A 13,563-nucleotide genomic window follows, 5' to 3' on the forward strand; every position below is an offset into this window, starting at 1 on the left:
GGCAAGCGGCTCCATTTGAAGCCACCTTTACGAAACATCACCCTCGTGAATCGATTGGCTGCGATCGATCCATATAAGTCGTTGGAGGTGCAACTGCCCGATCGGCGATGCTCGAGCCATGGGGCGTATAGGCCCGCGCGGGCAAGAGCGGGTGACGACAACGAATGAAATCGCCGACAAGATCGCAACCAACCATGGCCTCACCAAAGTGCAAAGCAAGGCGATCGTCGAAGCAGTTTTCTCTGCGATCACGACTGCCGCGGAATCGCCGAGACTTCCATTCCGGGCTTCGGCAAGTTCAAGGTGAAGGATACGCCTGAACGCGAGGCACGCAATCCGGCCACGGGAGCGACGATCAAGGTCGCGGCAGCCAAAAAGCTCACTTTCGCGCCCGCCAAGGCGTTGAAAGATGCCTTGAACCAATGAGCTTTGTTCGCGTGCGCGATCGGGCGCGTCGCGAAAACTCTCTTTGCATGCGGAGGCCGCCATGGCGGCCTTCGCATGCAAAGAGACCGAGTCCAGCGGACTCGATTCCATCTTCGATCCATAGCCGCTGGCAAGACACTGAATGGGAAATGCCGGCTTAGAAGGGCGGCTCAGGTACAGCTCTGTCTTCCTGCTCCGCCGTGATGATTGCCAATTCGGCTTGCGCCAGTTCCAGCTCAATTTTGATCTCGCGCCGTTCACTGTCGCTGATGGTCCCGGTCAGTTCAGCCCGCAGTTCTTCGATCTGGATTTCGAGAGAATGGGTCATCTTCGTTTCCCTGACGTTTGTGAAAGTTGACCGACAGTCCCGAGAAGGGGATGGCGGAGTCAGGGATCGCAACAGCGACCGGCAGAGCCGGCGAGTGGGGGAGCCGATTTCCGGGGCAGCAATCAGGCTGCGGGAGGAAATTGGGGGCACCGCTCGTCCTTGAGGCCTGCATGCCCGCTTGGTACAATCGGATATTCTGAGCAGCTTTTCCGCAAGCCGTATGGCACCAAGAAAGCCGGACCGGGCTCGATGCCGGGTCCGGCTTCGTCTTCTCGACACAAGAAGAGGCCTCACCGGCGCGCGAAGCCACCCGCGCCTGTTGCTCCTACACCGCTGGAAGCACGGAAATTCGGTTGCGTGGAAGAGATAGCTGGGTGGCCATGGCTATTCGTTCGATCCGGGATACAACAAATCGATGTCGATTGTAGGTCATCGAGACGCATTAAGACGTGTTTGAGACATCTGAAAAACTGCGCAAGAGCAAATCTCAACATCGGGTAGGTACGGCGGTTGGCGCGCCTTTGCAGATATTCGGACTGCACAAAACCGGCCCGAGAAATTTGCAACTGATGAAATCCCGCTTCCGGTACCAAAACCGCCAAGACGGAGCCATGTTTTCCTGCATTGCTGGGGGCCCCGCCGGCGGCGAGGCCCCTGGAAACCTCAGTCCCTGCTCGGGCGGGACCAGATGAGCTGGAGTCCGTCTTCGCCTTCCACTTCAGCGAGCGTTGCGTAGATCGGGGCAGGGAAGCTCGGATCGTCAAGCTTGACCGACAGGTAGTCGCGGCCCTGCTCGGTGGTCTTCTGCCAGGCGGCGCCGAGTTCAACGCTGCCGGCGTAGACGCGGAACTGCGGGCCCTTGTCGGAAGGGTTCTCGACCCGGGCGATGCGCGCCTTGACGTTGAGCGCGAGGGTGCGAATGGAGCCGGTGAAGCCGTTTTCGGTGGAGGTGAAGGTGCCGATGGTTGCCATTGTCGTATTCCTTTTCTTGTGTATCGGGCCGCGCCCATCGCGGCCTCGATGGCTGTCGCAAAGACCGGTGACGATCGGACCGCACCCAGCCGGGGTCCCCATCGCGCCCGCGCGTTGGGGTGGCGATTAGGCCGCAATAAAATGGAGGGCGGCAAGTCGCAGATTTGTTAGTGGGAGAGGAGGAGACCGAGCTGGGGTCCTCGCTCGACTTGTCGAGTGGGGTAGGTTGGCTCGGGGGTAAGAAATCTGAGGCTGCCGTTGCGGCAAGACGATCGAGGCGAAGCCGGTCTCCGGTCAGACATGCCTCATCGAGCCCGCAGATGGGTTGCCGGAAACTCTGACGTGAAGGGATATGGCAAAGGCGTGTCGCAGCGCTCGCCGGTGCACAAACGGCACCCGTCGCCTTGACCCACCATGGCCTTTGTCAACCCGCATCAATCGGGGCATCCGCTTCCGCCTCAATGTGCCCGTTTGCCCGACATACCCGGTGGGATATCGTTGCTCTCGCTTGTCGCAGCCTGGAGGATCAATGCGTCAGCAGACCAAGCCGTTCATCGTCGAACGCAAACCGTCCCGCAAACCCAAACCCGATGCCGAGAGACCATCGATCTGGGGAAGGCTGGACGCTGACATCATCGCACAAGGTCTCAAGGACCGTTGGATACGGATCAGGCGGCCGCCACCGGTGGTGACGGCCGCGCTCAAGCATGAACATCATGCCGCTGCCTTCACTTCCGCCTCTGGCTGCAACGAATGCAGGAAGCTGACGGCGCGCTGCGCGTGAGCCGCCGCCTGGAAATCGCCTGTTTGTCGTTGGCCACTGCGCCCTCCGCTGCCATTCTGAGCGCGTGGGACTGGACCTCCATGTCGGCCGCGAACTCCCGCTTGCGTTGGGCGGCGCTGTCATAGCCAACCGGGCCATCGAGGGCATCGTTGGACGCCTTGGCGGTGGCGTCGCGCGGCTCGGTCACGGCGCGGGAGTAGAACTGTCCAGCGCCGTGCGCCGATCCGACAAAGGTCCCGACGATGCGCTGCAGATGGATCTGCATGGCCTTTTAGCCCAGGCCTTCGGAGAGGCACTTGGAAGTGTGGATGATCAACCGTTCATGAAGGCTGCGGATGCCATCGCTGTCGACGACTGCTGTCCGAAGCTTTCGGCGATCTTCAATGCCTGGGTGGCGTGGGGGCAGGAAAGGCGGACCATTGCGAGGGTGGTGCCGCGGCGAGGTTGCGATGACCTGGTGCTGGCAATCCGGTTCGGGCCCGATATCAGTTCCAGACCGAGAGAAGACGACATGGCCAAGCCCGGCATGCCGACCGAAACCGGGCAAGTGTAGCACTGGCGCCGTCGTCTCAGGTCCGCCTATTCCCGCCTGTACCCCACAGCCGCATGATCGCGATACTCAAGCTCGCCGATAACCTGCTTGCCTGTTTGCAACGGCGTCGAGTTCCCGCCATCATTCGAAGGTCAGGCAGATGCGAGAGACGGGGATTGGATCGGCGCCTTTCCGGCTCCGGACCTTCACCGTCGTCGCCTGTCTTTCGGCAGGCGCCGCAATCTGCCGGGTCAGGGCAATCGAGATGCCGCTGCGCGTCATCGTCGCAAGCGGCCGACGGACAGCGACAGCACTCACGAGACACGTAAAGGCGCTGGATGCCGTGACTATATCCAGCACCAGATCACCAATGCGGGCAACGGCTAAAACATCCGCGCTGCTGGAAAACTCCACCCCCGTGGGTGATGCGATGTTCGATTGAATGGCGGAGGGTCATGCTGCAGCCCTCTTATCGATGTCATGATCATTCTTCTCGTCGGCTGGTAGAACTGCATCCAGTGGATCGCCATCGACCGCGTCGTCGTGATCCTCTTCGGCGGGATCGTGCCCATCGCCGACGCCACATTCTGAGGTCCCGCGCCAATGATATCGGTCGCAGCGCCGGCGCGGACCCAGCCCAGCAGCTCGTCGGCTGGCGGCGCGAAGCGGCCCAACGCATGGACGAAGTGCTCGTTTGCGAAATGCTCGACGAGCGCCGCACGGGTTTCACGTACCTTCGGCCGGGGCTGGACGGACGCCTCCGCGCAAGAGCCTTCCAGCGCCTGGCGCGACAGGCATAACAAGAACTCCTCCGAACCCATGTTCGGCAGAAATTCGTCGGGAGGCTCAATGAGCCGCAAAGGGATAGAGCTCGTGGATGACCTCAAGGTCATCGCCAGCGTCGATCTCGTCAGAGGGAAGGATGCCGTATTCGCCGTCGACTTCGAAGACGGTGACCGGGACCATCAGGTCGCGGGAAAGCTGGAACGCGTGGGCCTGTGCAAGAGAAAGGTCGTGCGACATATGGAAGGCTCCATCTCAGGAGCGGGCCAATTCCCGATCGACGGCGTCCTGGCTCAGGGCCGGATCTCTTCGTCTGCCGGTCATTTCATGCTGCGCTTCAGATCGAAAATCTGGATCATAGCGGTCGAATTTCGACCGCGAAATTGCAGGATTCATCAATAGACCAACGACGCCAGGAAGCGGCGCGCATTCCTGATTTCGGCCCGCGTGGCTTAATCAGTGTTCGATGGTCATTGTCGGCTCCCGGCGTTGAAAGAGAGGCCCCGCCTGGCGGCGGGGCCTGCTGCTTGTTAGTCCCGGTTCGGGCGCGACCAGATCAGCTGGTAGCCATCTTCACCTTCGCCCCCCGCAAGTGTCGCGTAGATCGGAGCAGGAAAGCTTGGATCATCGAGCTTGACCGAGAGGTAGTCTTTACCGGTCTGCTCGGAGCTCTTCTGCCAGGCCGCCCCGAACTCGACGTTGCCGGCATAGATGCGGAAGTGGGGGCCCTTGTCGGAAGGAGATTCGATCCGGGCGATGCGAGCCTTGACGTTGAGGGCCAGGGTGCGGATCGAGCCGTTGAAGCCATTTTCAGTGGAGGTGAAAGTGCCGATGGTTGCCATGTCGAAGTTCCTTTCTGTTGTTTCGGGCCGCGCCCTTCGCGGCCTCGATGGCTGTCGATAGGACCGGGGACGATCGGACCGCACCCATTGGGCCGCAATGAAATGGAGGACGGCAAGGCACACTTTTGTTGGGTTGGCGGGGAATGGCGGCCTGAGCCGCCAGGGGCAAGAAAAGTGCGCCTGCCGTTGCGGGCGGACGATCGAGGCGTCAGCCGTTTTCCGGTCAGACACGCCCCATCGAGCCCGCGCAGGGCGCGGCCCAAGGCACGGAAGAAACATCTCCATGGCAACGAAGCAGGCCAACGCTGATCAAAACGTTCGGCGGTCGTCCACAACCTGCGAATTCCGTCGGAGCCGACTTTCGCCGTTGCCGTCTCCATCCTCGATCAAGGCACAGCTGCAAATCCCGTCGCGCGCGAACTCGTTTGATCGCGACCCGTCCAGGGGAGGAGACATGGGCCAAGCAGACAAGACCGTTCATCGTTGAAATCAAGCAGTCCAGAAAGCCGCGGAACAAGGCGCAAAAGGCGTCGATTTGGGGAAAAATGGACCTGCGCGTGACCGACGAACCCATTGCAGCCATTCCGGCAGAACAGGGCCCGTCCGCGGCGACCGATGTCGTCGCTCACCGTCAGAGCGAGCGTCCTTCAGTTGCCTGATGGATGCCCATGGGCGCTTGTCCCAATCCAGCGTTGCTGCACATCCAGTGCCAGACCGACCAGGCAAACTGTCCAGGTCGACGCGAGCGTCCTTCGCGCTGGCGTCTTCCGGGTGGGCAGGGGAGTTTGAGGGGCGGGGCTTTGGGGCGCCCCTCAAGGCACGCGATCGCCTCGCGTCCAGATGGATACCGGACGCGAGGAAATCGATCGGCCGAGAAGGTCAGCGGCGGAGCAATGCGGCCATTCTCTCACCAATGAGCCAAAGAGCCTTGTTGAGCTTGATGTCCTGATCGATGCCGTTGATCGGTCGTGACGTCGACCGGCGCGCTCTGCCGAATTCATCACGCCTTACAGCAGGCAATCCACCTTTAACGCTGTTCTCCTGAACGACATTCCACACGGTCCAAAGATCTTCTGCCCGGTCCTCGATGCGGCGTGGCACCAGCAATTGCTCCGGTTTGATCGGGTTTGTCACCGACCCTTCGCTGTCGCCAAAACGAACGAGATGTGCAGCCTCGGCCAGGACTTCCCTTGCCTCACGCCCCACTCTTAAGCCCGACCAGTCCTGCGGCGCCGCCAGAGTGCGCTCCGCCTCCCCAAGGACGCGATAGGTGCCCTCGATCACCTTGCCTTGAACATCGCCGGAGTGCCGGACTTTGATCGCGTCGATCGTTCCCGTTTGCGCAACGAGCGAGTTGAGGCAGCACACGCGGAAAAGTCCTGCGAGCAATTCGTATGCACTCGTTCCGTCATTTGCATTCTTGAGCAGGATTTCGCAGACGGTATCGCCGACGTGATAGATATTGCCATCATCGAGACGGCGAAGCCGGATGAGGTGCTTTGTAAAATTCGCCTTTCCTTCGGTGCGGCTAACCGATTGGCGCGCTCCGACAGGCATGAACCCCTCCTTAGCGAGACCGCGCAAAATCTCGATTGTCGGGATCGGCTTGAAGCGCTCGGAGCGGCTTTCGTGCGCTGAGGTGGCAAATATCGAAGGTGCAAGGCCACGCATCTCGTCCTCGGTGAGAGCTCGACCGGTGTCAAATCGGGCAGTTTTGGCGTAAATGCTCATCGTCATTTCTCCTTTTCCCTTGGACCGCGAAGCAGGGCCGCGTCCTGCTTCCCGGGGCCGCGCGAGCGGTGGGGACGGAGGGGAAAACAGTCTTTGCGGGGAACCGCCTGCACGAAAGCGCAAGCGAAGGAAGGTGGGCGAAAGACTGTTTAGGGGAGAGAAGGGGCAAAGACCCTCGGCCCCCTCGACCGATCGGGGTCGATCGGTCAACCAACAATGAAGCGTATCGGAGCTTTCAGCATAGCGGCGCTTCAGCGGGAAAGCGGGAATTCGCGTCACGCGATGGGCGGAAAAAGGGCCGCCGCAGGAGCTTTAACATAGTGGCCCGAAGGGGAAGCGGGACCGACTGCCCCCGACCGTAGCGTTCCACCAATCAGGCACGTGAAGCCCTCGCGTTGGCAGCGCACTCTCGAGCATTCACGCGTGCGGGCAAAATGCTTCCTTTGACGCGCGTTACTGAAACTCGGGGACAATAGCTGCGTCCGACCAAGCACGGACGAATGTCGGAGAAGGCTAGGACTGGAAACCGTTCGAGGGTGAAAACGCTCTCGAGACTTCGTTGCATTTAGTCCAGGGGATGAGGTTCGGCGGGGAAGATCGTCTCTCCCGATCCGGCAATCACATGCACAGGCACAGACACATGCTGTAGGCAGCTTGCGTTGATAATTCCTGTCGCATTGCCGCACTGATTCGGGTGACAGGGGGACAACGCAACGGTGATTGCCCTGCAACTGACGGCGTCGAGCTTAACAAATGTGTGCGCAATTTCAGCCGCCGGGAGCGTTGCGTTTGGGAAAAACACACGCGATTCCAACGACTAGCGCGGGTTTGGTCACCGAGTCGTCACAATCGACGTTAAAGCTTTGTTAACCCTATAATTCTGGACGGTTCAGGAGAATCGTGTTCTATCTCTTGGCGGATAATGGCCGTCAAACCGGTCTTTGACCGCCAAGAGGGAAAAATGGCGATAGCTCAACGCGCAGAAAATGACGTTCAACTCAAGGAAGACGCAGCCGCAAAGATCTTGCGGCACGCCGGTCTTTTGTCGAACCAGCTGCAGCAACTGCGGACACGGATGTACCCGCCGAGGTCGGAAAAGGCCTTGAGGTCGTTTCTCACGAACGAAGTCTCGAAGCTGACGTCCATACCGGATTCGACCCTGAAGCTGATGTCATCGGAAGGGCGCGGGCCGACGCCGGGCCGCCTTGAGAACAACCATCGCGTCTACACGCTCGCACAAATCAACGAACTGCGAGAGCTGTTTGCCAAGCAGAAGCCTGCGGAAGCACTCCGCTTCCTGCCTCGCCGCCGACCGGGTGAGCACCTCCAGGTGCTGGCGATCGCGAACTTCAAGGGCGGTAGTGCGAAGACCACGACATGTGTTCATCTGGCGCATTACCTTGCCCTCCATGGTTATCGCGTCCTCACACTCGATCTTGACCCCCAGGCATCGCTGTCTGCAATGTTCGGTGCGCAGCCGGAAATCGATGTCGGTGCGAACGAAACGATCTACGCAGCGCTTCGCTACGATGACGCCGAGCGGCGACCGATCAAGGACATCATTCGCAAAACCTATTTCGATGGCGTCGATCTCGTTCCGGGCAACCTTGAAGTCATGGAATACGAGCACGAAACGCCTCGTGTTCTGGCAAACAAGTCGAGCTCTGGCGCGATCTTTTTCGAGCGCCTGAAGCTTGCCTTGGCAGACGTCGAACAGGACTACGACGTCGTCATCCTGGACACCCCGCCCTCCCTTGGCTTCTTGACCTTAAGCGCGATCTATGCGGCAACCAGTATGGTCATCACGGTCCATCCTGCGATGCTGGACGTGGCGTCCATGAGCCAGTTCCTCTTGATGATGGGCGATCTGATCAGCGTCTTGAATGAAAGCGGCGCCCAGCTCGACCAGGATTTCATTCGATATCTCGTGACACGGCATGACCCGAACGATGCGCCGCAATCGCAGGTCGTTGCGATGTTGCGACATATGTTCGGGACAGACGTCCTCTTGCCGACCGCCATCGAAAGCACGGCCGTCGAAGCCGCGGGCCTCGCCAAGCGCTCGATTTACGAGCTCGAAATGGGCCAGATTGGTCGTGACACCCATAAGCGCGCCCGTGAAGCCGTCGACTCGGTCAACGAGGCGATTATCCGCCTTATCAACGATAGCTGGGGGCGGACATGAGCAAGTCATCTCGCAAATCAATTGTCGCGAGCTTCGGTCTGCTGTCGCAAGAACTGGAGAACAAGCTCGCGGACGATCCGCAACCTGCGCCACCAGCCCCGTCGCCGCGCGTCGGGGCTGGCGTTGTCGGCGCGGCGCACCGCGCGATCGATGACATCAGGGCTGAGCGGGACCGTTTAAAGGCCATCGTCGAAGCCGGCGGGGGAACGGTCCTTGAGCTCGATCCCGCGCTGATCGATCCTTCCCCCTACCCCGACCGATTGTCGGATGATGACGGCAGCGATTTCGAGACGTTCAAACGCTCGATCGAGGCCGAGGGCCAAAAGGTTCCCATCCAGGTTCGGCAGCATCCCTCTTCTGCAGGGCGCTACCAGATTGTCTACGGTCACCGACGTTGGCGTGCTGCCAAGGAACTTCTTCGGAACGTTCGCGCGCTTGAGGTCGACATCTCCGATCTCGATCTCGTCGTCGCACAAGGCATCGAGAACGCGAGCCGGCAAGATCTGACCTGGATTGAGCGCACATTGTTTGCATCGCGGATGGACGACGCCGGCATCAAAGCCCGCAACATCTATGCGGCACTGTCGATTGCGGACGCAGAACTTGCTCGAATGCGCGGCGTTTATCGAACGATCCCGGCAGACGTGATCGAAGCGATTGGACGTGCCCCCAAAGTGGGTCGGCCGCGCTGGATAGAGTTTGCAAGAACGATAGCAAGCGATCCTGGATCGCTTGAGGTGGTGCGGAAGGTGCTCTCGCATGCACGTGAAGGCGGCTCCCTGTCGGATCAACGCTTCCAGCGTGCTTTCGAGGCAATAAAGCCCTCGGGCCCGCCGCGGGAGGACAGCCGTGACCTTCTGGACCATGCAGGATCGAAGCTCGGCTCTTGGAAGATTTCGGCCAAGGAGCTTCGGATTTCTGCAGATGGCCCGCTCGGTCAGGACTTCGTGAAGTTCGTCGGCGACGAATTGCCGGCTCTCATCGAACGCTTCTCGCGTGAGCGTCAAAGCTAGACGTTATAGACAAGCTGTCAGCTGGTCTATTCGACAAGGAAAATACGGAAAGGAATACCGCAAAAGAAAAAGGCCCCCTTAACGTTGCCGTCGTGGAAGCCTCTCTCATATCTGGACAATCTGAGAATCGCATTTCCACGAATCCCAGTCAAGAGTTTTTGGCACCGAATTGGGTGAGCGGATATCTTTTGCCTTCTGAAGGGTGAAGGAAGATGCAAAGTGGAAGTGTGACGACGCCTTTTGGGCGGCGGCCGATGACGCTTGCGCTGTTAAAGCGACAAAAAGCGTCCATCGAGATCCGGCCGAACAAATCGGCCGACAAATGGAAAGTGTTCCGGGATGCCTGTGAAGCCAGGGCGCATCTTGGACTGCAGGATCGTGCTCTTGCCGTCCTTGACGCGCTTTTGAGCTTCTATCCTGAGACTTATCTCCGGCAGGGAGATTCTCTCATCGTTTTTCCTTCGAATGCCCAACTGTCGGTGCGTGCGCACGGTATTGCCGGCGCGACGCTGCGGCGGCACCTGGCAGCGCTTGTTGAAGCCGGACTGATCAATCGCAAGGACAGTGCGAACGGGAAGCGCTACGCCCGCAAGGACAGGGCTGGCGATGTTCAGGATGCTTTCGGTTTCGATCTTTCCCCGCTTCTCGTCCGGTCGGAGGAACTTGCGCAGATGGCGCAGCAGGTGGCTGCCGAGCACGCCTTGCTTCGGAAGACCAAAGAAGCGCTCACGATCCGTAGACGCGACGCCCGCAAGCTCATCTCTGCAGCAATTGAAGAAGGGGCGAGCGGCGATTGGGGAAAGATCGAAGGCATTTATCAGGCTCTCGTTGCGAGGATCCCGCGGTCTCCAACCATCCACGACCTGACACCGATCCTCGACGAGATGGACCTGCTTTGCTCGGAGATCGTCAATCAGTTGGATATTTTGGATAATTCTGGAATTTTGAGCAGCAATGATGCCCAAAATGAGCGCCACATACAGAATTCACATACCGAATCCTTATATGAACTTGAACCTGGCTCTGGAGAGGAGCTGGAGGCGAAATCCGAACCAGCAAAGCGGGTGGTGAACGAGCCAATCAAGGCTTTTCCCCTCAGCATGGTGATGCGGGCCTGCCCCGAGATCGCACTGTACGGCCAGGATGGTGCCGTATCGAACTGGCGTGACCTGATGTCCGCCGCCATCGTGGTGCGTTCGATGTTGGGAATAAGCCCGAACGCGTACCAGGACGCCTGCGAGGCAATGGGGCCTGAAAATGCTGCCGTTGCGGTCGCTTGCATCCTTGAGCGGGCAGGACACATCAATTCGGCGGGAGGTTACCTGCGCGACCTGACGACAAAGGCACGGCGCGGCGAATTCTCTCTCGGGCCGATGCTGATGGCTCTGTTGAGAGCAAATGGAGGCTCGGAGCGGCGCGTTGGATAGACCCCGGGCTACCATCTCTTGTCGCTGTAGATCGAAATCGGTACACGAGACGAGGCTTATCTCTCCCGATGTGGAAATGCACCTGATGACGAGACACGGCTTCTCCCTCGGTTGGCGGGCGCGATCTCAGAAGGGCGGCAACTCCAGCCTGGTGAGATCAGTGTCTTTCACTCAAATGGCCCGTTCGACCATTGGACATTGTGGGTTCACGCTTAATGGCGGCTGTTCGGGCCTGAGGAGAAAAGTGCGGCTTCATTGGTCATTCGCACCGCTTTCCGTTTCACTGAGCTGGCTATCGATCCCATGCTTCCGGAATGTCGAGACGCAAATCGTAAGCATCCGCTGAACAGAAACCCGGTTCCGCTTGTTCCGTCCGCGGTTTTTCGTGCGGAAGGCGTCCGGGACAATGAGGCGTCGCTACGGTTGACGGCAGGTCGAGGCAAGAGCTGAGCTCAGAGTTGAGGGCGAACCCGACCGGCGTTTATGGGCTCCGTTCGCCTGCAGATTGTTCCTTTACGCGACGCGACGCACTCAGTGGCGGTGCCGTCTATTGATGGATGTCCTGGATGAAGCGGGCTCCGGTTGAGTGGCGGGTGATTGGACTTCCCGATGAGAAACCCTGACAGCTGTCAGGGTTTTTGAAGGATGAGCCTTCCAACTACGATGACGGAGCTGGACACCTCGTGCCTCAGACAGCAGGACGGGGCGATCGACTTATTGCGCTTCCCTGCACGCTTTGCCCCGTGATTTCCATCAAACCCTGACAGCTGTCAGGGTTTTGGATCTTACGGTTCCATGGTTTGAACTCGTCACTGGGAGCCTAGTTGTGACGACGTCTCCGGCAAAACACTCGGCGCGCTGCGCAGTCTCTTGCCGAAAAACACTGCGCGTCGGCGCAAATGGGAACGGTAGTCGGCCACCTTTAACGCGAACAGCAGCCTGCCGCTGAGATCGGGACCGCTTTTTAAATTTCTTTCGGTATGAGCGACCGGGGAACAACTGCGTGCGCGGGTTCAAAGGCATTGGGAAGCGCAGGTGATGAGGACTTATATCAAGGCGCCGCGGAGCTTCTGGAAAGGCTCCTTGATTGAAGGGCCGGAAAATATTGTGAAATCGACTGTTCGACGATCACCGTAATTCGGCCTGCTCCCATGTCCCGTGGGTCATGGAAATCATGAGCGCGTGCCATGGAAGATAGCTGCGCCTCGAATGAGCGCACGTCCGCGCATTTACATGTCCATGGCCAAGCGTTTAGCGCGAGATCGCAAGGACAGCCGCAGAAAGGTTCTTCACCCGATGGTTCAGTCCACCGACGAGGACGCTCTGTAGGCGTTCTGCGTCTTTTCGGGCCGAGATGTCATGCGCAATCTTCGATGCGCCGACGATCACGCCATAGGCGTCATAGATCGGTGAGACGCTGAGGAGGACAGGGACGCTTCGACCGTCCTTGTGGAGTCTTGCCGTTTCGTAGGGCTCCACCTTCAGGCCGGCGCTGACCTGGCGCAAAATTGCAGGCTCCTCACCCTGGCGGTCCTCAGGAACCAAGACCAGGACGGATCGGCTAATGACCTCGTCAGCCGTATATCCATAGAGCCGCTCGGCGCCAGTGTTCCAACTCGTGATTTTCATGCCAAGGTCTATGCCAAGGATGGCTTCGTTGGACGAAGCGATGATCGCGGCCAGGCCACGCTCGACGTCCTGCGCGCGCTTGCGTTCGGTAATGTCGACGATGATGGCAGTCGCTTGCTGGAAACCGCCATCTTTGTCGCGAAGCGCCGAAACCGAGCTCGCCACCCAGACCAAACTGCCATCTTTTCGCCGAAGACGGCTCTCCATCTCGAAACTCTGGCCGCGTTCAGCGTCAATATCTCCGGCAATACAGATATCCCGCATTCGCACCGATATGAGCTCGCTTTCGCTATAGCCGAGGATCTCGCAGAAGCGGTTGTTGACCAGGAGAAAGCGGCCCCTGAGGTCTGTCTGAACGATCCCTGCAGCGGACTGGGAAAAATCGCCCTCAGTCGCTCTTCGCTCGCCTGCAATGCACTCTCGAACTTCACCCGGTCCGTTGTTTCGTTGACGATGCAAAGGACCCGCGAACGCGGCGCTCCTCGTCACGGACGGGCGAATAGGAGATGTCGAAGTGGACTGTTTCCGGGTAGCCGTGGCGTTCGATGTAGAAGGGACGGTCCTTCGCAAAAACCGTCTCTCGGCCGTCAAGGACACGTCGAAGCAGGGGCTCGAGATCACTCCAGAGTTCACCCCAGTTTTCTCGGGCAGGACGTCCAAATGCGCGAGGGTGCTTGTCACCGATGGCGGGCGCATAGGCTTCGTTGTAAAGGGCGACGAATTCTTCGCCCCAAAACAGCATGATCTGGGCCTGCGCCGGCAGCAAAATATCCATTGCGGCGCTGAGACAGTTTGGCCAACGCTCCCTGGGGCCGAGAGGGCTGGCCTGCCAGTGGCCGGCTTCGATTACACGCTCACTTGCCCCAACTGCTATAAAATCGTTGCTGCTCTTCAGGGCCAAACTCCTCACC

13 protein-coding genes and 3 pseudogenes are annotated in these 13,563 nt (G+C 59.3%); 5 read left to right on the forward strand and 11 right to left on the reverse strand.

Annotated features, from left to right (window positions below):
* Positions 1 to 151: 151 nt before the first annotated feature.
* Positions 152 to 426 (forward strand): annotated as a pseudogene (locus OVA00_RS32010) (HU family DNA-binding protein).
* A 157-nt stretch (positions 427 to 583) separates the two neighbouring features.
* On the opposite strand, the gene OVA00_RS32015 reads toward OVA00_RS32010, so the two are convergent.
* The 8 genes and pseudogenes from OVA00_RS32015 to OVA00_RS32050 form a co-directional block, all read right to left on the reverse strand.
* Complete coding sequence (locus OVA00_RS32015; RefSeq protein WP_176960363.1) at positions 584 to 754, reverse strand: hypothetical protein; 171 nt, start codon at positions 752 to 754, stop codon at positions 584 to 586.
* Between the two features lie 663 nt (positions 755 to 1,417).
* Positions 1,418 to 1,726: a DUF736 domain-containing protein gene (locus tag OVA00_RS32020; protein WP_268090405.1), complete on the reverse strand. Its 309-nt coding sequence runs from the start codon at positions 1,724 to 1,726 to the stop codon at positions 1,418 to 1,420.
* A 714-nt stretch (positions 1,727 to 2,440) separates the two neighbouring features.
* Positions 2,441 to 2,524: pseudogene (locus OVA00_RS39835) on the reverse strand (zincin-like metallopeptidase domain-containing protein); the annotation flags it as partial.
* Positions 2,524 to 2,930 (reverse strand): annotated as a pseudogene (locus tag OVA00_RS32030) (hypothetical protein); the annotation flags it as partial. The pseudogenes OVA00_RS32030 and OVA00_RS39835, both read right to left, overlap by 1 nt.
* A gap of 253 nt (positions 2,931 to 3,183) precedes the next feature.
* Complete coding sequence (locus OVA00_RS32035) at positions 3,184 to 3,360, reverse strand: hypothetical protein (protein ID WP_268090406.1); 177 nt, start codon at positions 3,358 to 3,360, stop codon at positions 3,184 to 3,186.
* 65 nt (positions 3,361 to 3,425) lie between these two features.
* Positions 3,426 to 3,863, reverse strand: coding sequence for a hypothetical protein (locus OVA00_RS39840; RefSeq protein ID WP_442780578.1), 438 nt, complete (start codon positions 3,861 to 3,863; stop codon positions 3,426 to 3,428).
* A 25-nt stretch (positions 3,864 to 3,888) separates the two neighbouring features.
* Entirely contained in the window at positions 3,889 to 4,065 is a 177-nt protein-coding gene (locus OVA00_RS32045) for a hypothetical protein (RefSeq protein WP_268090407.1), read from the reverse strand.
* Between the two features lie 290 nt (positions 4,066 to 4,355).
* Positions 4,356 to 4,667, reverse strand: coding sequence for a DUF736 domain-containing protein (locus OVA00_RS32050; RefSeq protein WP_060644930.1), 312 nt, complete (start codon positions 4,665 to 4,667; stop codon positions 4,356 to 4,358).
* Positions 4,668 to 5,092: 425 nt separating this feature from the next.
* On the opposite strand from OVA00_RS32050, the gene OVA00_RS32055 reads away from it, so the two are divergent.
* Positions 5,093 to 5,326, forward strand: a complete 234-nt coding sequence (locus OVA00_RS32055) for a hypothetical protein (protein WP_268090408.1) — start codon at positions 5,093 to 5,095, stop codon at positions 5,324 to 5,326.
* Positions 5,327 to 5,546: 220 nt separating this feature from the next.
* Here OVA00_RS32055 and OVA00_RS32060 read toward each other — a convergent pair whose 3' ends face one another.
* The gene (locus tag OVA00_RS32060) at positions 5,547 to 6,398 is read right to left on the reverse strand and encodes a DUF932 domain-containing protein (protein WP_268090409.1); all 852 of its coding nucleotides are present in this window, start codon (positions 6,396 to 6,398) and stop codon (positions 5,547 to 5,549) included.
* Between the two features lie 922 nt (positions 6,399 to 7,320).
* Between OVA00_RS32060 and repA the strand changes: the two genes are divergently transcribed.
* The 3 genes from repA (at position 7,321) to repC (ending at position 11,023) form a co-directional block, all read left to right on the forward strand.
* The gene (gene repA / locus OVA00_RS32065; protein ID WP_089045425.1) at positions 7,321 to 8,583 is read left to right on the forward strand and encodes a plasmid partitioning protein RepA; all 1,263 of its coding nucleotides are present in this window, start codon (positions 7,321 to 7,323) and stop codon (positions 8,581 to 8,583) included.
* Positions 8,580 to 9,596, forward strand: coding sequence for a plasmid partitioning protein RepB (gene repB / locus OVA00_RS32070; RefSeq protein WP_268090410.1), 1,017 nt, complete (start codon positions 8,580 to 8,582; stop codon positions 9,594 to 9,596). The genes repA and repB overlap by 4 nt, the downstream gene beginning before the upstream one ends.
* Positions 9,597 to 9,808: 212 nt before the next feature.
* Complete coding sequence (gene repC / locus OVA00_RS32075; protein WP_268090411.1) at positions 9,809 to 11,023, forward strand: plasmid replication protein RepC; 1,215 nt, start codon at positions 9,809 to 9,811, stop codon at positions 11,021 to 11,023.
* A gap of 1,251 nt (positions 11,024 to 12,274) precedes the next feature.
* Here repC and OVA00_RS39845 read toward each other — a convergent pair.
* A complete protein-coding gene (locus OVA00_RS39845; protein WP_326494153.1) occupies positions 12,275 to 13,141 on the reverse strand; it encodes a PAS domain-containing protein in 867 nt (288 codons plus the stop codon).
* Positions 13,080 to 13,553: a PAS domain-containing protein gene (locus OVA00_RS39850; protein ID WP_326494154.1), complete on the reverse strand. Its 474-nt coding sequence runs from the start codon at positions 13,551 to 13,553 to the stop codon at positions 13,080 to 13,082. Before OVA00_RS39850 ends, OVA00_RS39845 begins: the two co-directional genes overlap by 62 nt.
* Between the last annotated feature and the right edge of the window lie 10 nt (positions 13,554 to 13,563).

This window comes from Ensifer sp. SL37 (assembly GCF_026672675.1).
Lineage (GTDB): Bacteria > Pseudomonadota > Alphaproteobacteria > Rhizobiales > Rhizobiaceae > Ensifer > Ensifer adhaerens.

Excerpts from the sequence above, each read along its gene's own strand:
- OVA00_RS32045 (WP_268090407.1), bottom strand. The coding sequence starts at position 4,065 with ATGTCGCACGACCTTTCTCTTGCACAGGCCCACGCGTTCCAGCTTTCC.
- OVA00_RS39840 (WP_442780578.1), bottom strand. The coding sequence starts at position 3,863 with ATGGGTTCGGAGGAGTTCTTGTTATGCCTGTCGCGCCAGGCGCTGGAA.
- OVA00_RS32020 (WP_268090405.1), bottom strand. The coding sequence starts at position 1,726 with ATGGCAACCATCGGCACCTTCACCTCCACCGAAAACGGCTTCACCGGC.
- OVA00_RS32050 (WP_060644930.1), bottom strand. The coding sequence starts at position 4,667 with ATGGCAACCATCGGCACTTTCACCTCCACTGAAAATGGCTTCAACGGC.
- OVA00_RS32060 (WP_268090409.1), bottom strand. The coding sequence starts at position 6,398 with ATGAGCATTTACGCCAAAACTGCCCGATTTGACACCGGTCGAGCTCTC.
- OVA00_RS32015 (WP_176960363.1), bottom strand. The coding sequence starts at position 754 with ATGACCCATTCTCTCGAAATCCAGATCGAAGAACTGCGGGCTGAACTG.
- repC (WP_268090411.1), top strand. The coding sequence starts at position 9,809 with ATGCAAAGTGGAAGTGTGACGACGCCTTTTGGGCGGCGGCCGATGACG.
- repB (WP_268090410.1), top strand. The coding sequence starts at position 8,580 with ATGAGCAAGTCATCTCGCAAATCAATTGTCGCGAGCTTCGGTCTGCTG.
- repA (WP_089045425.1), top strand. The coding sequence starts at position 7,321 with ATGGCCGTCAAACCGGTCTTTGACCGCCAAGAGGGAAAAATGGCGATA.